The organism is Kitasatospora aureofaciens, from assembly GCF_001188955.3.
Classification (GTDB): Bacteria; Actinomycetota; Actinomycetes; order Streptomycetales; family Streptomycetaceae; genus Kitasatospora; species Kitasatospora aureofaciens.
In genome coordinates this window covers 59,214-80,239 of record NZ_JPRF03000002.1, presented here as the reverse complement: position 1 = coordinate 80,239, position 21,026 = coordinate 59,214, and the positions used below count along the sequence as shown (strand labels likewise).

Sequence of the window (21,026 nt, the reverse complement as noted above, 5' to 3'; positions counted from 1 at the left end):
ATGACCACCTACTCGCCGCCTGGTCACAGCACCGGCTGACCCCCGCGCCTGCGGGGAGGACGCGGTGGCCAGGCTTCGGCGCTGCTCGTACGGCGGCTGACCCCCGCGCCTGCGGGGAGGACACCCCGGGCACCGCGTACAGGGCCCGGCCGTCCGGCTGACCCCCGCGCCTGCGGGGAGGACGGGGCGAGGCAGATGACGTTCGTCGTCGCGGCCGGCTGACCCCCGCGCCTGCGGGGAGGACATGACCACCTACTCGCCGCCTGGTCACAGCACCGGCTGACCCCCGCGCCTGCGGGGAGGACGCGGTGGCCAGGCTTCGGCGCTGCTCGTACGGCGGCTGACCCCCGCGCCTGCGGGGAGGACACCCCGGGCACCGCGTACAGGGCCCGGCCGTCCGGCTGACCCCCGCGCCTGCGGGGAGGACGGGGCGAGGCAGATGACGTTCGTCGTCGCGGCCGGCTGACCCCCGCGCCTGCGGGGAGGACATGACCACCTACTCGCCGCCTGGTCACAGCACCGGCTGACCCCCGCGCCTGCGGGGAGGACGCGGTGGCCAGGCTTCGGCGCTGCTCGTACGGCGGCTGACCCCCGCGCCTGCGGGGAGGACACCCCGGGCACCGCGTACAGGGCCCGGCCGTCCGGCTGACCCCCGCGCCTGCGGGGAGGACGGGGCGAGGCAGATGACGTTCGTCGTCGCGGCCGGCTGACCCCCGCGCCTGCGGGGAGGACATGACCACCTACTCGCCGCCTGGTCACAGCACCGGCTGACCCCCGCGCCTGCGGGGAGGACGCGGTGGCCAGGCTTCGGCGCTGCTCGTACGGCGGCTGACCCCCGCGCCTGCGGGGAGGACACCCCGGGCACCGCGTACAGGGCCCGGCCGTCCGGCTGACCCCCGCGCCTGCGGGGAGGACGGGGCGAGGCAGATGACGTTCGTCGTCGCGGCCGGCTGACCCCCGCGCCTGCGGGGAGGACATGACCACCTACTCGCCGCCTGGTCACAGCACCGGCTGACCCCCGCGCCTGCGGGGAGGACGCGGTGGCCAGGCTTCGGCGCTGCTCGTACGGCGGCTGACCCCCGCGCCTGCGGGGAGGACGCCAAACATCCGTCAGAACGGCGCCTGGGCGCCGGCTGACCCCCGCGCCTGCGGGGAGGACGAAAAGTGGGTGCATGGTGCACCGGGTTGCGACGGCTGACCCCCGCGCCTGCGGGGAGGACTACACCGAGGACAACCACGAGTACGTGTCCGTCGGCTGACCCCCGCGCCTGCGGGGAGGACGTGCGAAACCACCGGGGAATTCAGCTCTGCAACGGCTGACCCCCGCGCCTGCGGGGAGGACCGGTTGTGGAAGTGGCGGGTGGCGTAGACGAGCGGCTGACCCCCGCGCCTGCGGGGAGGACCGATCCGAAAGGCACCCGCCCGTGAACATCACCGGCTGACCCCCGCGCCTGCGGGGAGGACGTCGACGACCAGGACGTCGATGCCGGCGAGGCCGGCTGACCCCCGCGCCTGCGGGGAGGACTCCGCAGTTGTCCACGGGCCCGCCTCGCACGTCGGCTGACCCCCGCGCCTGCGGGGAGGACCCCGTAGCAGGGATGGGAGCGCGCGCTTTTTGCGGCTGACCCCCGCGCCTGCGGGGAGGACCAGGTCGTCAACGCCCGCAAGGGGATCACAACCGGCTGACCCCCGCGCCTGCGGGGAGGACTGGCGGGGCTTGCCGAGGTTGACGGGCGTGGGCGGCTGACCCCCGCGCCTGCGGGGAGGACCGCGTCGCGCTCGGGGCAGGCCTTAGCCGTCTCGGCTGACCCCCGCGCCTGCGGGGAGGACGACTGGATCGGCGCTGCTGCTGCGGCCGTCGTCGGCTGACCCCCGCGCCTGCGGGGAGGACCGTACATGGATGCCTCTCTAGGCCCTTGCTGTCGGCTGACCCCCGCGCCTGCGGGGAGGACAACGCCTCAGCACCCGGGAGATCAGGCTTCTCCGGCTGACCCCCGCGCCTGCGGGGAGGACCGGGCGGCCAAGCACAGCACCACGGCGGCAAGCGGCTGACCCCCGCGCCTGCGGGGAGGACCAGTTGATCAAGGGTGCGACCAGTGAACTGACCGGCTGACCCCCGCGCCTGCGGGGAGGACACTTTCCGACCTGCGGCGCAGCGGGGCCTTTGCCGTTTCTTGACTTGGCTGCACACGGCGGGCCGTGACGGCGGGTGTGCTGTTGTGCTGTTGTGCTGTCAAGGAACCGTGTCTCATCGTGCCACGCCAAAGGCGACGTCGTCCGGCTGCGCGGAGGACTCGCCCCGCCAGCGAGGCCCTGGACACAACCGCAGTGGCGCGGGGAGGACACCCACCTCGGGCACCTGGAGAGTGCCGGCCTCGGCTGCCCCCGCGGGCGCGGGGAGGACTACATCTGCACCAACTCCCAGTCCGGGCAGCTCGGCTGACCCCCCGCCTGCGCGGGGAGGACCAGCCCACGGCGCCCTGCACGTAGTTCGGGGACGGCTGACCCCCGCCCGCGCGGGAAGGACGGCGCGCTCCCGCGTCACGACGCCCACGGCCGGGGCTGACCCCCGCCTGCGCGGGGAGGACAGCGCGCCGCCAGTGTTGAAGGCGGTGGTCGTCGGCTGACCCCCGCATGTGCGAGGTGGAGGGCAATGACCTCGTGGGCGGCCTTGGCCAGCGCGACTGGCCCCCCGCGGGTGCGGGGAGGACTTCTGCGGCACCTTCTACCCGATGTGTAAACAGCGTGGGCAGGGAAGCGGAACAACGCTCTGGAGATCGAGATCTCCAACATGCTCAAGAGCGATCTTCGTATCGAACCGGACCTGTCCCGCTGGTTCCCGCTCTGGGGCGCCCCGGCATGGAGGACTGAAGGGCGCGGCGTCAGCCGCCAGCGGTCGAGCGGTACGCCGTCATCGCCGCCGAGAGAACGGTTTCCGTGTCCGACGACGGATGGTCCTCGACGACGTGCTGCACCATGAGGATCACATCGCCCATGCGGACGAAAGCGGTTTCGTTGACGAACTGCTGCCCGCCGTCAGGAAAGGCCGACGTGAGGTGGAGCAGCAGGCTGTCATCGGCCGCGACCCCGGCCGCCGTGACGGACGCGGTATCCCTCAGCGGTGTGCCGTCCGCCAGCGTGTCGGTGGAGGAAGCGCAGCGCCCGGCGACTCCACGGATGGCGGCCATCACCTCGGCCGCCTGTCCGGGCGCGTACCGGTCGAGCGACTCCTGGCCGAACCAACCCATATCGTCGTCGCCGACCGGCGTCCGTTCAACCCCCACCGCCGCGTCCTCCACGGGGTGAGCGTGAGCCGTCATGAAGGACTCGACACCGAGTTCGGAGCACGGCATCGACGCGATGGAAACTGCGGACGGGGTATGCGGAGCACCGGTCGTCGTCGAGTTGACGTCCGCCGTGTTCAACTGGAACCCCTGGGGGAGCCGGTCCAGGGTCAGCAGGCCTTCGCGTAGTCGAGCCTGAGGATGCGTCCGGTCGGAGGCCGCGCCGGTCGCCGGTCTGCCCTGCGGGTCGGCGGAGCAGGCTGACACTCCGAGAACCGCCAGAACGACCCCAACCACCGCGCGATGACGTGTGCGCACTGATCCACCCCCAGGATTCATGATCGCGTCGTACTCTCCCACACAGGCAGTTCGGGGCACTGACGCCCCCGGGCAGGTACGGGCAAAAGAGCCGAACCGCGGACGGTGATACACATTCGCGTCCCCCGGCTGACCCCCGCGTGCGGGGGAGGACCCGTGACGACAGCCGGTGCAGTACCACCACGTCGGCTGCCCCCGCCTGCGCGGGGAGGACTTCGGCTCGGCGAAGCTCCTCCGCCGTTTCCGCGGCTGACCCCCGCTCGCGCGGGGAGGACTCTTTGGCGGCGCGGCGCGTCGTCAACCGTCGGCTGACCCCCGCGAGTGCGGGGAGGACTTGATGACGACCTGGCTGTGGTCGTCGATGCCCGGCTGACCTCTGCGGGCGCGGGGAGGACGCTGCCCCGGGGAGGACTACCCACTGCGCCCTTCTGCGTGGACCTCGAACGGCTGACCCCCGCAGGTGCGGGGAGGAGTGCTGGGCCATGCGGAGCACCGCGCTGAGCGTCGGCTGACCCCCGCAGGTGCGGGGAGGAGTGTTTCACTCGCAGTGACCCGCTTTTGATCCGCCGTCCGTGGCCCTCGTTTCACCCGTTGCCGACAGCTGACCCCTGCGGGCGCGGGGAGGACCTCTTGGGCCGGTACGGGCCAGTCTGCCCGCTCGGCTGACCCCCGCCTGCGCGGGGAGGACGCGAGCGGCGCCTTGACCGCGGCGGCGGGCTACGGCTGACCCCCGACTGCGCAGGGGAGCAGTTTTCGACAGCCGGAGCGACCGTCTGGGCGAGCGGCTGACCCCCGCAGGTGCGGGGAGGAGGCGGCGGCCGAGCGGGTGCGGACCTGGCGGACCGGCTGACCCCCGCAGGTGCGGGGAGGAGATGTTGTAGCGGCTGGGGAGGAGGGTCGAGAGCGGCTGACCCCCGCGGGCGCGGGGAGGACGCTGACCGGCCGCCCCGCCCCCCACACCGCTGCGGCTGACCCCCGCGGGCGCGGGGAGGACCGGGCCCGGGTGGCCTTGATCTGGTCGCCGATCGGCTGACCCCCGCGGGCGCGGGGAGGACACCTGGGACGCGGTGAGCGGGCCCTTGCCCCACGGCTGACCCCCGCGGGCGCGGGGAGGACGGTGGGCGGCGGCGGGATGGTGGTCACGGCTGCGGCTGACCCCCGCGGGCGCGGGTAGGACCACCCGCAGCTACCACCGTAGGTACCCCTTCGCGGCTGACCCCCGCGGGCGCGGGGAGGACGCCGACAACGCCCCAACCGTGGCGGCCCGGACCGGCTGACCCCCGCGGGCGCGGAGAGGACAGCGCCCGCCAGCCGGCAGAGCCGCAGCCCGCCGGCTGACCCCCGCGGGCGCGGGGAGGACTCGGCGGTCTCGGCCTCGGCGATCGGGAACGGCGGCTGACCCCCGCGGGCGCGGGGAGGACTTGTTGAACGCCCACGCGGGAACGTGCGACGGCGGCTGACCCCCGCGGGCGCGGGGAGGACACGACAGAGGCCCGGACCATCCCGGTCCGGGCCGGCTGACCCCCGCGGGCGCGGGGAGGACCTGCTTGAAGTCGCTGTCGGAGAACAACTGGGCGGCTGACCCCCGCGGGCGCGGGGAGGACGCAGCCACCGCCGGCGCCGGGGTGGCGGTGCCCGGCTGACCCCCGCGGGCGCGGGGAGGACTCCTCGCGGTACTCGGTCAGTCGGGTCATGGTCGGCTGACCCCCGCGGGCGCGGGGAGGACACTTCCTGACCTGCGACACAGGAGGGTCTTTGCGACTTCTTGACTGTGCTGCAAGATGGGATGTGATTGGCAGTTCATTGTTGTGGTGTCAAGGTGCGGTCTTCATCGTGTCACGGCGCAGGCCTCGTCGGACGGTCCAAACTGCAGATGGCCCTGCACCTGCGGGGAGGAGGCAGCGCAGTCTCCTCGGCGCCAGTGCGGCTGGCCCCCACCTGCGAGGAGTGCCCTAGCGAGCGGACCCCCTTGCTCTCGGCCCATAAGCTTCCAGCACGACCTGCGCGTGCCGGTTGACCGAGGCGCAGCCGGAGGGCACCGACGCGCTCAGGGAGGGGCTGCTGGAGCCTCTCGTGCTCCTGGCCGGCCAGACACCCACCGACGTCGCCTTGTACTTTCGCCGGCGCGGTTGACCATCGTCCGAGCGTCGGCGTCGGCCAGAGACTCCTGCGTGCCGTCAGCCGGACGATCTGGGCATTTACCCCGCCCGGGAGCCCGGTCGGTGGCACGATGAGATGTCCATGGTCAGGCGCCTGTTGGGGGGTTGTCGTTGCCGGGTGACAAGCGGCGGATCCAGACGGCGGTGCTGGGCAGCGCGGAGTCGGACGAGCCACTGCTCCTGCCCCTTGAAGCAATCGAACTGGACGCCTTCCGCCGGCAGCACGCCGCGGACACCTTCTGGTGCGGGCTGCTGCTCGGCGGCTGCGGCACCCAGCTGACGACGAAGCTCTACACCGACCGGGTCTGCCACTTCGCGCACTTCCCCGACCCCACAGGCCTGCATGTGTGCGAGCGCCGGGCCCGGGACGTGACCAGTGCCGACCACCTGTACGCGAAGTCCGCGGCCGCAGCCTGGCTGAAGGCGCGGCGCCAGCGGGCCAGCATCAGCTACGGCACGCCGCTGGGCTCCACCGTAGACATCCTGTGGGGGCGTCAGGCTCGCGGGTTGCGCCTGCATCTGGACAGCGAAGTGCCCCCGGTGTGGGACGACGAGGCGGTCGAGCCTGTCCTTGGCGTGTCGGTGCCGGTCGACGACGAGACGCTGGTGCACCGCTGGTACGTGCACCGGGTGGGGTTCGACACCGTCGGCACAGCCAGGCGGGTCCGGATCGGCACACAAGCCTTCGCGCGGGAGACCGAGTGGTTTGGCCTCGACGAATGCTCTATGACGCCAGACGGCTTCCGCACGCCGGCCGTCGAGCGCATCATCGCTGCCCGCCGTACCCACGCTCCGCAGGGTGTCTGGAGGCCACCCGCACCACAGGGGCAGCAGACACAGAGCGCGCACAGGGTGCATCCCGCGCTGCGCCGTCTGGAGGCCGCGATGGAGTTCGGTTCCCGGGTTGCTGTCCAGTCCGCGTGCCGCGACCTCGAGGCAGCTGGCCCTGACTGGGGTCCCGCCACCGAGGAGATCACTACGGTGCTGGATCAGGCGCAGTCGTGGCTGGTCGAACATCACCGGGAACGCGAGGAGATGTTTGGGCAGTTGCGCCAAGCCGTCCGGGACTCTGATTGGGAGGCGGCGCGCGCCCTGCTGAACTGGGTCGACGCCCATGCGGCTCGGGACCGGACCCCGGAGCACCACGTCATCGCCACCCAGGCGGAGGCATACCTCCAGGACCAAGGCCGTCAGGAGAGGTGGGCCCGTGAAGCCGAGGCCCGTGAGGCTGCCGCTAAGAACGCGCGCCGGAGCAGTGCCCGGAACGCGAGCCGCGAGCGCAGCCCTGTACCTCGCTCAGCGAGGTCCGTGTCCCCGCCGCCTACGGCTGTTGATCCGGCTGAGGCCGCGCATCAGAGGGTTCGGCACATCCTCGGCGACCTGCGGCGGCTGGGGACCAGTATGGGACCCCGCACCATGCTGCACATGCTGGACTCGCTGGCCACCACGATGAAGAGCGCGGGGGCCCGGGTGACCCCGGCACAGCGTGAGGAGGCCCAGCTGTGGCTGGCGCGCGGTAGGCGGCTGCGCGGCGCGACCGCTGGTAAGACTGTGGCGGTGCCGAGGAAGGCGGCGGGTGTTCCGACGCCTCGACTCGGGGTAGAGGCCGGGACGGCTGGGCGCGGCGCAGCCACTGGCCGGGTCACGCAGGGCAAGGGAAACGCCGCATCGGTGCCCGCCAAGGGTCGCACCGCGTCCGCCGAGCGGCCGGAGCGCTCGAAGAAGAAGACGCCTGCGAGCCCGCCCCGGCTGCCGGCCAGATCGATCGCTTCGGTCGCGGCCGCCGTGGCCGGGGCGCTCAAGAAGGCAGCCCGGGAACGTTCCACCAGCTCCTGGTCGCGGCTGCACCGCCAGCTGGGCAGCGCGCTGCCGGACTTGCACCCGGACGACAGGATGGAGGTGCTGGTCTGTGTGGAGGCGGGCACGGCGGCCGAGGAACCGCTGCTGTCCTCGCTGCTTGCCGCGGACGGCAGCAGCCCGCCCGCCCTCTACCAGGGCCTGGCCCGTCGCCTGGGCCGGACGATTCCTGCCGACACCCGCGAGGCCCGCGCGCACTGGCAGTCCGAGGTCCTGCGCCTGCACCAGCTCTTCCGTTACCGCTGACCGGCCCGCTGGCTCCGCTTAACGCCATCCTCTCCAACGCTCCGGCTGAGCGAGCTGGACTCCCTGCACGGCGTGACTGGATGCCAGCCCTGCTGGTGAAGGTGCTGGGTGACCTGGGGAAGCCGTTCCCATCCGTCTGGCGCGCGCCGGGCCGCAACCGGTCGACCGGCGTGCAGGTCGTCCTAGTGAGCTGGTCGCGCGCGCGAGTGCGATCGCGCCCCTTGTCGGAAGGGGCTGCGACGCGAGGACGAGCAGGGCGGCGACGGGCGAGTGAGGGGAAGACGGGAATGCCCGTCAGAATGGCGCCCGGGCCCCGGCTGACCCCCGCGGGTGCGGGGAGGACGGTGAGTTCGCACCTCACCGGAGCCGGAAGGGCGCCTGACCCCGCGGGTGCGGGGAGGACCCGGATCTGGATCGCCAGCGCCCCCGCGCTCGCCGGCTGACCCCCGCCTGCGCAGGGAGGACCAAACGAGAGGTTCGGATGCCCGAATACAAGCGGCTGACCCCCGCCTGCGCAGGGAGGACAGTTCCGGTTTCCCTGGTAAGGAACCCTCGCTGGGCTGACCCCCGCCTGCGCGGGGAGGACACCGACCCCGAGCAGCCCGGCGTGTGGGTGTTCGGCTGACCCCCGCGGGCGCGGAGAGGACATCACCGACGCCGCGTGCAGCGCCGCCCCGTCGGCTGACCCCCGCCCGCGCGGGGAGGACCCGATCCGGCGGAGCTGCCGCAGCTGGCGGACCGGCTGACCCCCGCCTGCACGGGGAGGACGGCCGCAGTGCTGGCGAACAACTGGCACTGAACGGCTGGCCCCCGCCTGCGCGGGGAGTACTTCGTGGCGGTGGACGACACCGCAATGGACACCGGCTGACCCCCGCAGGCGCGGGGAGGACTTTGTGGTTTCCCGATTCTGCGTCGTCGGGGCCAGCTGACCCCCGCAGGCGCGGGGAGAACTGGGCGCGACGTACGTGCCCGCGACGGTCTCCGGCTGACCCCCACGGGTGCGGGGAAGACTGGCCGTGTCGGACGCTGCAGCGGAGCCCCGACGGCTGACCCCGCGGGTGCGGGGAGGGCTCCAGCACCTCGGCGAGCACCGTGCTGGCGGCCGGCTGACCCCCGCGGGGTGCGGGGAGGACGAAAGGGACCAGATCGGCTGACCCCCGCCTGCGCGGAGAGGACATCACCGACGCCGCGTGCAGCGCCGCCCCCGTCGGCTGACCCCCGCCCGCGCGGGGAGGACCGCTCCGGGAAGTCGATCACCGTGAACACGATCGGCTGACCTCCGCAGGCGCGGGGAGGACTGCGACCCGGAGTCGATGCGGGAGTACATCACCGGCTGACCCCCGCAGGCGCGGGGAGGACGGCCCGGCGGCCGGCGGGGCGGCCGCCACGGACGGCTGACCCCGCAGGCGCGGGGAGGACCTGAGCGCGGTGCTGACCGTGACCGTCGTCGCCGGCTGACCCCCGCAGGCGCGGGGAGGACAAGTGGGAGGACTACAACCCGAACTGGGTGGCCGGCTGACCCCCGCAGGCGCGGGGAGGACCCGAAGCGCCCTGACCCGGTCGAGTGCGACGACGGCTGACCCCCGCAGGCACGGGGAGGACGTCGTCGGGTCGACGCCGCGTGGGACGCGGACCGGCTGACCCTCGCAGGCGCGGGGAGGACAGGATGTCCGAGTTGGCCCGCAGGCTGCCAGGCGGCTGACCCCCGCAGGCGCGGGGAGGACCTGATGATGCCGCCGGTGCCGGTGTCCTGGCCCGGCTGACCCCCGCAGGCGCAGGAAGAACGGGTCCGCACCCTGACCGCCCCTGGCGGCTGGCGGCTAACCCCCGCAGGCGCGGGGAGGCCGTCGTTCTCGGCCTGCTCGCGCAGCCGCTCGGCGGCTGACCCCCGCAGGCGCGGGGAGGACCTCGACATGGACCTGACCGCCGGTCTGGACGCCGGCTGACCCCCGCAGGCGCGGGGAGGACCCTACTACGGCACACCCGCCGCCCAGCGTGTTCGGCTGACCCCCGCAGGCGCGGGGAGGACCCTACTACGGCACACCCGCCGCCCAGCGTGTTCGGCTGACCCCCGCAGGCGCGGGGAGGACCTGGCAGGTCCAGGTGCGGTCCGTCTGTGCGCCGGCTGACCCCCGCAGGCGCGGGGAGGACAAGATCGCACCGTAGGGGGGAACCATGGACATCGGCTGACCCCCGCAGGCGCGGGGAGGACCCGGGTCGGCCAGATTCAGCATGACCCGGGTACGGCTGACCCCCGCAGGCGCGGGGAGGACTCCGAGGTGCCGGACGCGCTGTCCGGTCTCACCGGCTGACCCCCGCAGGCGCGGGGAGGACCTGCTCGACGGGGTTGCTCACTGGTTCTCCTGCGGCTGCCCCCGCAGGCGCGGGGAGGACCGGCGGCGGTAGATGCCGGTAGCGAGTTAGTGCGGCTGACCCCCGCAGGCGCGGGGAGGACGTACCCGTGGTCAGGCTGTAGATGGGCGACATCGGCTGACCCCCGCCTGCGCGGGGAGGACCCCTCCCCGGCGCGCCCGATCCAGATCGAGTGCGGCTGACCCCCGCCTGCGCGGGGAGGACGGGTTGGCGACCGTGGGGCCCTGCTTCCAGAACGGCTGACCCCCGCCTGCGCGGGAGGACGAGGACGCGGGTGGCGTCGGACATGGCTGTCCCGGCTGACCCCCGCCTGCGCGGGGAGGACATCACCGGATACGCACCCGGCAGACCATCGTGCGGCTGACCCCCGCGTGCGCGGCGAGGACCTTTCTGACCTGCGGCGTAGCAGGGCCTTTGCTGTTTATTGACTGTGTTGTAGGGCGGGATGTGATGGTGGATGCGCTGTTGTGGTGTCAAGGAGCGAACTTCATCGTGTCATGGCGCAGGCTCCACGTTGGGTGTGTGCTCGGTTTGGGCGGGAGTACGTGCGCAACTTGTCGGCGCGGTCGAACGTGTGCGTGAGCCCGCCTGACTGGGGAGGTGTCTTGTCCCGTGAGGCTGACCCTGTGCTCGCGGGGAGGACCACGCTGTCTCCCGCGGTTCCTGCAGCTCCCGGCAGCCGGACAGAACTACCCGAAGACAGCGCAGCAGGGCGTCAGTCCGTGGCTGAGCCACGACCTCCGGGACCTGAGTGTCAGCATCGGTGTCAGTGGTGGCTGATAGGTGTTCGGCCATGACTGACAGCTACCTCGTCGGTGTCTCCGGACCTGAGCGTCCAGATCGGCGTCTGTGGGGCAAGAGCGCGGGCTTGCCCGGTCCGTATCCCGTGATCTGCCATCTCCTGGACACTGCGGCCGTCGCGGGTGCCCTGTGGGACGCGGTCCTGAGCGAGCGCGTACGGAGGCGGCTTGCGGTGGCCATGGGTGTCGCGGAGCGTGAGGCCCGGGAGATGGTGATGTTGTGGGCAGGGCTGCATGACATCGGGAAGATTTCGCTTCACTTCCAGCAGCAGGTCGCCGAGGAGTTCGCGAAGCTGCTTGCCGATCCGGCGTACGCGGAGGACAACCCGGCGGCGAAGCGCAGTGGTTACCTGAGGCACGAGACGGCGACGCACTGGGGCCTGGTCGAGTTCTTCAGGAAGTGCGGCTACCCGCTCAGCAAGCGGGTGAAGCAGTCGCCGGCCCACCAGGTCGCCCAGCTCCTCGGTGGCCACCACGGCTGCTTCGCTGAGGCGTTGCTGGCCAAGGAGATCGCCAAGCCATCCGGCTACCAGCCCGGTCTCGGCACTGCCGAAGGCTGGCAGGCACAACGGCTGGCCCACGCGCATGCGGTCAGGCGGACGGTCGGTGCCGAGAAGGCGCTGGAGTCCGTGCTCCCCGGTGAGCTGGCGGTGGTGGTCGTAGGGCTCGTCGTGCTGGCTGATTGGCTGGCCAGCCAAGTCGACGTCATTGAGCCCCGAATGCCCGGCGAGGCCTGGAAAGCCTGCGACGCAGAGCTCACCGAGCACTTCCAGTCGGTCATCATGGCGGCACCGAGGTGGGTGCGTGACGCCGGGCTCGGGCGCGCCCTCTTCCCGAACAAGCCGTTTTCTCAGCAGTTCCCGTTCCCCCCGAACGCACTGCAGTCCGACATCGCGGAGCACCTGCCCAGTCAGGTGAAGGGGCCCGGGCTGCTGCTGGTCACCGCTCCGACCGGAGACGGCAAGACCGAGACCGCCCTCCACGCGGCCTCGGTGATGGCGCGGGCCTCCGGCGCCTCCGGGGTCTACTTCGCGCTGCCGACGATGGCCACGGCGGACGCCATGTTCACCAGGGTCCGCGGGTTCGCGGAGGCGAACATCGAGGGCGACCGAGCGCTTACCCTCATGCACAGCATGGCCTGGCTGAGCCCGGACTACGCCGCTGGCCAGGGCTCGACGGACGGGACCGCCGTGCTCGCGGACACCGAGGCCGGCCAGTGGCTGCGCACCGGGCGGCGGGGTCTGCTCGCGCCGCTCGCCAACGGCACGATCGACCAGGCGCTCACCGGAGTGCTCCCGGTCCGCTACGGATTCCTGAGGCTGTTCGGCCTCTCGGACAAGGTGCTGGTGGTGGACGAGGCACACGCCTACGGCCCGTGGATGCACAGCCTGCTGGTGCGGCTGCTGGAGTGGCTCGGGGCATTCGGCGCCCCGGTCGTACTGCTGTCGGCGACCCTGACCGGCAAGGCGGCCTCATCGCTCGTCGACGCCTACCGGCGCGGCGCCGGATACCACGAGCCCACAACCGTGGAGCCCTGCTACCCGGGCTGGCTCTTCGTGGACGCCAACAGTGGAACGGTGGCCGAGCCGCGCAAGGTCGGCAGCAGCCGGGCCCGCACCCTGCGGATGGAGAGCCGCCGGGTGCACTGGGACGTCCGGGACGCGGACGGTGCCGCCAAGAAGCCCGGGCAGCAGGGACGCCGTGCGGCGCTTCGCGAGATCCTGGCCCCGGCCACCACCGAGGGCGGCTGCGTCCTCGTCTGCTGCACCACCGTGGACGAGGCCCAGCGCACCTACCGCTATCTGCGGTCCGTCCTGCCCGAACTCGCTGCCCGGGACGGCGGCCTGCGGCTGCTCCACTCCCGCTTCCCCGCCCACGAACGGCAGCGCATCACCGCCGAGTGCGAAGCCGCCTACGGGAAGCCCGCGAACAAGGCGGCAGCGGCCGTACCACGCGAGGGCTCGATCCTGGTGGCAACCCAGATCGTCGAGCAGTCTCTCGACCTGGACTTCGACCTGATCGTCTCGGACCTCGCCCCGCTCGCGCAGCTCCTCCAGCGCGCGGGCCGCGGCAAGCGCCACGAGCGCCCCAACCGACCGGCGTGGACAGGAAAGCCCAATGAGCCGCGCATGATCGTGCTGGAGCCGCTCGACGACAAGGACCGCGTGGCCGCACCCCGTACCTGGGGCACCGTCTACGACGCTTCCCTGCTGCGCCGCACCAGCCTGCTACTCGAAAAGCAGGCTGCGGGCGCGATCCGGGTCCCGGAGGACGTCCAGTCGCTGATTGACGAGGTCTACGCGGACGATTTCGGGGCCGGCCTGGAGCCGGCCGCCGCGCGGGAGCTCGAGCGGATGGACGCCGAGCGGATCGCCTCGGCCGTCGCGCAGGAACAGGTGGCGCAGCTGACGGAGATCGACGCACCATACGACGTCGTCGACGACCTGTTCCGGCTGAGCGAGCGAGGCCTGGGCATTTCGGAGGACCTGCTGACCACCCGTCTCGGTGCCGACAGCGGACGGGCCGTGTGCGTGTTCGAGCGCGAGGCCGGGACGTGGAGCCTGGCCCCCGATCACGACGTGCTGCTGCCCCCGGGCACCGTGGACAGGGATGCCGTCGCGCTGGTCATACGGCACACGGTGCCGTTGCCCGGCAGCTGGCTCGCCGGCCGTACCGACGAGAACGCCCCACCGAAGTCCTGGACCAAACGGCCGCTGCTGGCCGACCTCGCGCTGCTGCGCATGCGGCGCGACGGCGAGCGCTGGACAGGCCAGCTGGGCGAGCGGCAGATCGAGTACTCGGACGTGGGCATTTCGGCGAACTAGCCTCGTAAGCACCGCACTTGGCACTACGTTGAGCGTGCTGCTGCCGAACGGGTCGGTGCCCGTCCGGGTGCAGTGTGACCCCCGCCTGCGCGGGGACTGTTTCGCCGATGCGGTGGCTTCGTAAGCACCGCACGGCTCACCCCCGCTCGGCGCGGGGACCGCGCAGAGCCTACCCACCGTTGTGATCACCCGTACCTGCCTCGCCGGAGGCCGCATGTCATCCGCACCACCCACTTTCAACCTCGTCGACGAACCGTGGATCCCCGTCCGGTGGCTCCCCCGCATCGAAGGGGACGATCAGCCGGAGCACGACGGGACGGCCCGCCCGGTCGAGGTCGGACTGCACGAACTCCTCTTGCGCGCCCATCAGATCGAACGCGTCGCGATCGCCACTCCGCCCGCCCTGTCCGCGCTGTACCGGATCCTGTACGCGCTGACCGCCCGCATGACGGGACTCGACGAAGCCCGGCCCGGTAACTGGTCGACGCGCCGAAGCGACCTCGTGGACCGTGGACGCTTCGACCCGACGACGGTCGCGGAGTTCACCGGGCGCACCCGCGACCGCTTCGACTTGTTCGACCCCGTGCACCCGTTCCTCCAGGACCCGCGCCTGGCCGGGCAGTGCGACCCGGCGAACACCGCCGGCGTCGACAAGCTCATCACCACCCGCCCCTCGGGCAACAACCACTCCTGGTTCCAGCACGTCAACAGCGCGGCTCCCGACCTGCCCACCCCGGCCGAGGCCGTCCTGCACTTGCTTGTCTGGCACTACTACGGCCCCTCCGGCCGGTGCTCCAGCCGCACCGTAGGAAGCGTCAAGGCCGCCAACAGCACGGCGGGCCCGCTGCGCAGCACGCTGTCGTACCACCCCGAGGGCGCGTCGCTGTTCGAGTCCCTGTTGGCCGGGCTTCCCGAGCCCGGCCGCGATGTGCGGCGCGGCAGTGACCTGTGTCCGTGGGAGCGTGAGGAGTTGCCCGATCCGGTGGCGGCGCCGCCGGCGCTCAAGGGTCCGTGCTCCGGGCTGACGGCCCGGTCCCAGCACGCGCTGCTGCTCGTTCCCGACGACACGGGCCGCCTGGTCCGGGACGCGTTCATCACGTGGGCGTTCCGCGACAAGATCCCGCGCGAGGGTGATCCCTATCTGATCTGGCAGACCAGCAAGGAAGGCAACGCGTATCCGCGGCCGGCCGACTCCCGCCGGGCCTTGTGGCGGGACCTGGACGCCCTGCTCCTGCAGGAACCGGCCGGGAGCGCGAAACCGCGGCGGCCCGCCGTGTTCTCGACCGCCTCGGAGGTCTCGGAGGAGCTGAGGGTGCGTGCGCTCGGCTTCGAACAGGACGGGCAGGCCAAGGACGTGCAGTTCGTGGACGCCACGACGCCGCCCGTGCTCGGCTTCGTCGAGCGTGATCAGGGAGCGGCGATCGCGATCGAGATCGGCCGGCTGCGTGTGCTGGGCGAGCGGTACGGCAACCGTCTCAACCGGGCGGTTAAGAAGGCCTGGGCCGGTTTCACCGACGCCCCCAAGATCCGCGACTGTACGTGGGCCGTCGACGCTGCGGCCCGATACTGGCCGGCCGCCGAGGCCGAGTTCTGGAAGCGCCTCGGTGATCGCGACTTCGACGCAGCGCCCGCAGCCTTCCGCGTCCTTGCCGAGCGGGCCTACGACACCGTCACCTACGGCGCGCTGGGAACCATGCGCGGGGCCAAGGCCGTCACGGCCGCGCGCATCGAGCTGTACGGCGGGCCCGTGAAGCAGGCCGCCGGGACAGGCGGCACCAGCACCCGCGCCACGAGCACGAAGGAGGACATGTGAGCAATACCGCCGCCATTCCGGGGCCCGCCAAACCCGCCGACGACGAGGCCCCCCGCCCGAATGCCTCCGACGTGGTCCCCACGCTGGGGCGGGCCCGCGCCTTCACTAGCAGGATCGACCTGCGCAGCCATGAGGACGCCGGGGTGCGTGCGGCCCTGCGCCGCGGGGTGGGCAAGGACCTGGACGCCGTGCCGTTCATGCACCGTTTCGTCGCATCGTGGCTCACCGACGAGCAGACGCGCAACCGCGACGTCCAGCGCGCCTACTACACCGTCGCGTCCCTGATCGCCGCGCAGCGCCGCGACCAGTACGCCGCCGCGAAGAACCAGGCGCAGACGAAGGACGATCCGGCAGGCGGCCCGGACCAAGACGCATCGGGCCCGCAGAACGACCCCGGCCCCGCCGCCGCCAAGCGGAATCCTCCGCGCAGCCTGGGCCACGCGTTCGCCGACGGCGTCCTCAAAGGCGGCCAGGGCAGCGGCCTGCGAGAGACCTCCGCCGAGACCCGCCTCAACCTGCTGACCCGTCAGAGCGTCGACGGGCTGCACCGTCACCTGCCGGGCGCCGTCCGCCAGCTGCGCGAGCGGGACGTCGAGATCGACTGGGCCCGGCTCCTCGTCGACCTCTGCCAGTGGCGGCGCCGCTCCGCGACCATCAAGCGGATCTGGCTCCAGGACTACCACCGGACCCTGCAGAAGGACGGCGAACGCCGGGCCCGCGACCAGGACGACCACCAGGCCGACGGCGCCGACGACACCGGCAGCACTGACGCCTGACCACGTCCGGCCCGCACGACCACCCGTACACCCGCCTCGAAGGAGAAGAGCATGCCCGTCCCCGACCGCACCACCGCCCGCTTCCTCGACATCCACGTCGTCCAGAGCATCCCGTTCGCCAACCTCAACCGGGACGACAACAACTCCGTCAAGACCGTCCGCTACGGCGACACCGAACGCACCCGCGTCAGCAGCCAGTCCTGGAAGCGCGCCGTCCGCGAGTACTACCAGGACAACTTCGGCGAGCAGGCCCTTCGCACCCGCCGCATCGGCGCCCGCGTCACCCGCCTGCTCGAGGAGGAGCACGGCTGGCCCGCCGAACTCGCCCAGCGCGCCGGCCAGCACATCGCCGCCGGCAGCTCCATCAAATTCGAGACCGCCAAGGACTCGCCCGTCATCACCACCAACGCCATGGTCTACGTGCCCGAAACCGCCGTCGCCGAACTCGCCGCCCTCGCCGCGGCCCACCGCACCGACCTCGAGAACGCCAAGGACATCAAGAAGACCACAGACAAGAGCGTCCTGCCCAAGGACGCCATCGACGCCATCCTGCGCTCGCGCAACGGCATCATCAACCTCTTCGGCCGCATGCTCGCCGAAGTCGACGACGCCGGCGTCGACGGCGCCGTCCAGGTCGCCCACGCCCTCACCACCCACCCCACCGACGTCGAACTCGACTACTTCTCCGCCGTCGACGACGTCACCTCCGCCTGGGGCGACACCACCGGCAGCGCCCACATGGGCCACGCCGAATTCAGCGCCGGCGTCTTCTACCGCTACGCCACCGTCGACCTCGCCGACCTCGCGCACAACCTCGGCGACGACCACGCCGCCGCCCGCGAACTCGCCGCCGGATTCGCCGAAGCCTTCATCCTCTCCATCCCCCGCGCCAAGAAGACCGCCACCGCACCCCACACCATCCCCGACCTCGCCCACATCGCCGTGCGCAGCGACCGCCCCCTGTCCTACGCCGCCGCGTTCGAACAGCCCGTCCTCTCCCGCGACCACGGCGGCTACGCCGCCGCCTCACGCGCAGCCCTCGCCCGCTACGCCACCGCCGCGAACAAGCTCCTCGCAGGGCGCGGCACCGTCGCCGCCGGGTGGGCCAGCCTCGAGGAGAAGGACCTCGCAGGCCTCGGCACCCGGGTCGACTCCTTCTCCGGCCTCATCGACACCGCCATCGAGGCCGCCTTCGCCCCCGCCCCCGTCAAGGCCGGCGCATGAGCCCCGACGCCACCGCTGCACGGGGGCTGCTCCTGCGCCTGGCCGCGCCGCTGCAGTCCTGGGGCGAGATCAGCGAGTTCAACGAACGCGACACCGCACCGTTTCCCACCCGCTCCGGCGTCATCGGACTGCTGGCCTGCGCCCTCGGCCGCAAGCGCGGCGACGACATCAGCGACCTCACCGCCCTCTCACTGACCGTCCGCGCGGACCGGCCGGGCGCCATCCTGCGCGACCTGCACACCGTCGGCGGCGGCCTGCCCGCCTCCCACACCGTGACCACCGCGGAAGGCAAGAAGCGCTCCGGCGCCACCGCCACCCTGCTCTCCCACCGCTACTACCTCACCGACGCGGCCTTCACCGCGGTCATCACCGCCGAATCCAGCCTCCTCGACAAGTGGGCCCAAGCGCTGCAAAACCCGCACTGGCCCCCCTACCTCGGCAGGCGCTCCTGCCCGCCTGAGGGCCCACTGCTCCTCGGCCTGGTCGACGACCCCCTGCACCACCTCGTCAACCTGCCCATCGCCCGCCGCACACCCACCGACGACACCACCGTCGACCTCGTCTTCCACAGCGACCAGCCACTCGACCGGCTCGGCGAACAGTCCCAGCCCGGTGAGAACAGCGGACACACCCCCGCAGGCGAGGTGACCGACGACCCCCTCACCTTCCACCCCCGCCGCCGCGCCTACCGCTCCCGTCCCCGCTACCAGCGCACCCTCACCCTGCCCGGCAACCGCTGCAAGGGCCTCGGCGCCAACTACCTCACCGCCCTCGCCGACTACCTCGGCCGGCATACGACCCGCCCCGAAAGCATCCCCGCATGAACCTGTGGCTGACCCGCATCATCCCCGACCCGCGCAGCCGCGACGCCCGCCGCGACACCGCCGGAGCCGTCGACCTGCACCACCGGCTGATGTCGCTCTTCCCCGACAACCTCCCCGACCCCGAACCGCGCCGCCGGCTCGGCATCCTCTTCCGCAGCGAGACCACACCGGCAGGCCACCAGATCCTCCTCCAGAGCACCCAGCCACCCGACCTCAGCCGCCTCCCCGCCGGCTACGGCCAGGCCGCTACCAAAACCCTCACCCCCTTGCTGGACGCCCTCCGCCCCGGCCTCCACATCCGCTACCGCATCGCCGCCAACCCCATCCGCAAACCCGGCCGCACCACCCGCGAGCTCTACCAGCTCAAAGCCATCGTGCCCCTCCAAGGCACAGCCGCCGACGACTGGTGGGCCCGGCAGGCCGAAACCAGCGGCCTGCGCCTGGGCACCCTTTACTCCAGTCCCCTGGACGCCGCCAGAGGAGCCCGGCGCAGCGACCGCAGCCAGGTCCAGCACCACAGGATCCTCTTCGAAGGCACCGCCGTCATCGCCGACGCCGACCGCCTGCGCACCCGCCTCACCGACGGCATCGGCAAGGGCAAGGCCTACGGCTGTGGCCTCCTCAGCATCGCCCCCCACCGGGAACCCGCGTGACCACCCGACGCCGTCCCGCTCCGGGAGCCGCCCGCCGGAGCCTGGCGGCTCCCACCGTCGCCATGCTTCCGCGCATCGCCGACTCCCTCTCCTTCCTCTATCTCGACATCGTCCGCGTCGTCCAGGACGACACCGGCGTCTGCGCCGAAATCACCAGCGTCGACCGCGGAACCGAAACCGTCTACCTCCCTACCGCCGCCCTTGGCTGTGTCCTCCTGGGCCCCGGCACCTCCATCACCGCCAGAGCCCTCGCCACCCTCGCCCGCCACGGCACCACCGTCGTCATCGCCGGAGCCGGCGGCGTCCGGTGCTACGCCGCTGTCCTCCCCGACTCCCTCACCACGGTATGGCTGGAACGCCAAGTCCGGGTGTGGGCCGATGACACCAGCCGCCTGGCCGTCGCCACCGCCATGTATGAGCAGCGATTCGGCCGCGGCACCGCTCCCGCGGGCAGCAACTTCGCCCAGCTCCGCGGCTTCGAAGGCGACCGGGTCAAGGCCCTCTACCGTCTGCTCGCCCAGCAACACCGCATCGGTCGCTTCCGCCGCAACTACGACCCCAAGTCGTGGGACACCCAGGACCCCGTCAACCTTGCTCTTTCCTCCGCGAACACGTGCCTCTACGGCATCGTCCACGCTGCCATCCTCGCGCTCGGCTGCTCCCCTGCGCTCGGATTCATCCACAGCGGCAACCAGCAGGCCTTCGTCTACGACATCGCCGATCTCTACAAGGCCGAACTCACCATCCCGCTGGCCTTCTCTCTCCACTCGTCGCCGTATCCGGAGGCCGAGGCCCGGCGCGGCTTTCGCGATGGCCTGCAGCTGTTCCGGCTCCTACCGCGCATCGTCGCCGACATCCAGCGCTTGCTCGCACCAGAACAGCAGATGGCCACGCCTGACCCCGAGGAACAGCTCGTGGACCTCTGGGATCCCGTCTCAGGAGTGCTGCCGGGCGGCGTGAACTACTCGACGGAGCAGACCCTTTGACCGCCTCCCTGCAGTCCGCTGGACAGTCATGGCAACAATGACCGTCCTGTCCGCAACCGCTGTCCCTGATCACGTTCGAGGAGCCCTGACCCGCTGGCTCCTCGAGGTCACCCCTCAGCTGTACGTCGGCACCATCTCCGCGAAGGTCCGCGACGAACTCTGGCACGCCGTTAGTGAATGCATCGGTAGCGGAGTGGCTGTACTGGTCCACCCGGCATCCAACGAGCAAGGCTTCGTGCTTCGCACAGCGGGTGAGCAGCGACGAAAGCCCGTCGACTTCGACGGGCTCACACTGGTGGCGATGACCCGCCGGCATCACCACCAAGGTCAAGAAATCGCAAACCCCTAGAAACATTGCAGGTCGGAAAGGGTCCTCCCCGCGCGAGCGGGGGTCAGCCGTGCGCCCCCTCCGTTACCGCAGTCGCGAGCTGGTCCTCCCCGCGCGAGCGGGGGTCAGCCGTTGCTCAACGTCTACGCCGCCCACGGCTGGACGTCCTCCCCGCGCGAGCGGGGGTCAGCCGACGGGGCGTACGTCGCGGACGTGATCGACCTCGTCCTCCCCGCGCGAGCGGGGGTCAGCCGGTTCCGGCCGCGTTCGCCAGGTCTTCCCGGGTGTCCTCCCCGCGCGAGCGGGGGTCAGCCGGGCGTCCTCAACGTCTCCGGCATCACCAGCGTGTCCTCCCCGCGCGAGCGGGGGTCAGCCGCCGAGACCGGCCGCGGCGGGCAGGCCGTGCTGGTCCTCCCCGCGCGAGCGGGGGTCAGCCGTCAACGCCCACGGCGTGCGAGGCGGGGGAGTCGTCCTCCCCGCGCGAGCGGGGGTCAGCCGATCCTCGGCGGCGGCCGCACCGAGTACCTCGTGTCCTCCCCGCGCGAGCGGGGGTCAGCCGT

At 72.0% G+C, this 21,026-nt stretch carries 10 protein-coding genes, 1 pseudogene and 4 CRISPR repeat arrays (2 of these 15 cut by a window edge); of the genes and pseudogenes, 10 read left to right on the top strand and 1 reads right to left on the bottom strand.

The annotated features are described in order from the left end of the window. A CRISPR array of direct repeats spans nt 1-2,135; the repeat unit is 29 nt; unit sequence CGGCTGACCCCCGCGCCTGCGGGGAGGAC (it extends 1,345 nt beyond the left edge of the window). A gap of 620 nt (nt 2,136-2,755) precedes the next feature. After that, nucleotides 2,756-2,857, top strand: a pseudogene (gene pspAB, locus HS99_RS48340) (PspA-associated protein PspAB); the annotation flags it as partial. Nucleotides 2,858-2,882: 25 nt separating this feature from the next. Here pspAB and HS99_RS04060 read toward each other — a convergent pair. Further along, nucleotides 2,883-3,425, bottom strand: a complete 543-nt coding sequence (locus HS99_RS04060) for a hypothetical protein (RefSeq protein ID WP_141763654.1) — start codon at nt 3,423-3,425, stop codon at nt 2,883-2,885. 958 nt (nt 3,426-4,383) lie between these two features. Continuing rightward, a CRISPR array of direct repeats spans nt 4,384-5,328; the repeat unit is 29 nt; unit sequence CGGCTGACCCCCGCGGGCGCGGGGAGGAC. A 544-nt stretch (nt 5,329-5,872) separates the two neighbouring features. Between HS99_RS04060 and HS99_RS04055 the strand changes: the two genes are divergently transcribed. From HS99_RS04055 to cas2e, 9 genes are all read left to right on the top strand, one after another. Next, nucleotides 5,873-7,864: a hypothetical protein gene (locus HS99_RS04055; protein WP_141763653.1), complete on the top strand. Its 1,992-nt coding sequence runs from the start codon at nt 5,873-5,875 to the stop codon at nt 7,862-7,864. Nucleotides 7,865-9,314: 1,450 nt separating this feature from the next. Continuing rightward, nucleotides 9,315-10,198: a CRISPR direct-repeat array (repeat unit 29 nt; unit sequence CGGCTGACCCCCGCAGGCGCGGGGAGGAC). 832 nt (nt 10,199-11,030) lie between these two features. Next, nucleotides 11,031-13,862, top strand: a complete 2,832-nt coding sequence (locus HS99_RS04050; protein ID WP_030557343.1) for a CRISPR-associated helicase/endonuclease Cas3 — start codon at nt 11,031-11,033, stop codon at nt 13,860-13,862. A 214-nt stretch (nt 13,863-14,076) separates the two neighbouring features. Further along, the gene (casA, locus tag HS99_RS04045; RefSeq protein WP_043481441.1) at nt 14,077-15,675 is read left to right on the top strand and encodes a type I-E CRISPR-associated protein Cse1/CasA; all 1,599 of its coding nucleotides are present in this window, start codon (nt 14,077-14,079) and stop codon (nt 15,673-15,675) included. Next, nucleotides 15,672-16,451, top strand: coding sequence for a type I-E CRISPR-associated protein Cse2/CasB (casB, locus tag HS99_RS04040; RefSeq protein ID WP_050366222.1), 780 nt, complete (start codon nt 15,672-15,674; stop codon nt 16,449-16,451). The genes casA and casB overlap by 4 nt, the downstream gene beginning before the upstream one ends. Before the next feature lie 51 nt (nt 16,452-16,502). After that, nucleotides 16,503-17,675, top strand: a complete 1,173-nt coding sequence (gene cas7e, locus HS99_RS04035; protein WP_030557338.1) for a type I-E CRISPR-associated protein Cas7/Cse4/CasC — start codon at nt 16,503-16,505, stop codon at nt 17,673-17,675. Further along, nucleotides 17,672-18,499: a type I-E CRISPR-associated protein Cas5/CasD gene (cas5e, locus tag HS99_RS04030; protein ID WP_030557337.1), complete on the top strand. Its 828-nt coding sequence runs from the start codon at nt 17,672-17,674 to the stop codon at nt 18,497-18,499. The genes cas7e and cas5e overlap by 4 nt, the downstream gene beginning before the upstream one ends. Beyond that, a complete protein-coding gene (cas6e, locus tag HS99_RS04025) occupies nt 18,496-19,152 on the top strand; it encodes a type I-E CRISPR-associated protein Cas6/Cse3/CasE (RefSeq protein ID WP_030557336.1) in 657 nt (218 codons plus the stop codon). The genes cas5e and cas6e overlap by 4 nt, the downstream gene beginning before the upstream one ends. 62 nt (nt 19,153-19,214) lie before the next feature. Continuing rightward, on the top strand, nt 19,215-20,138 hold the full coding sequence (gene cas1e, locus HS99_RS04020; RefSeq protein ID WP_046385785.1) for a type I-E CRISPR-associated endonuclease Cas1e: 924 nt from the start codon (nt 19,215-19,217) through the stop codon (nt 20,136-20,138). A 28-nt stretch (nt 20,139-20,166) separates the two neighbouring features. Next, on the top strand, nt 20,167-20,487 hold the full coding sequence (cas2e, locus tag HS99_RS40615; RefSeq protein WP_078938611.1) for a type I-E CRISPR-associated endoribonuclease Cas2e: 321 nt from the start codon (nt 20,167-20,169) through the stop codon (nt 20,485-20,487). 21 nt (nt 20,488-20,508) lie between these two features. Then, nucleotides 20,509-21,026: direct repeats of the CRISPR family, unit length 29 nt; unit sequence GTCCTCCCCGCGCGAGCGGGGGTCAGCCG; it runs 121 nt beyond the window's last position.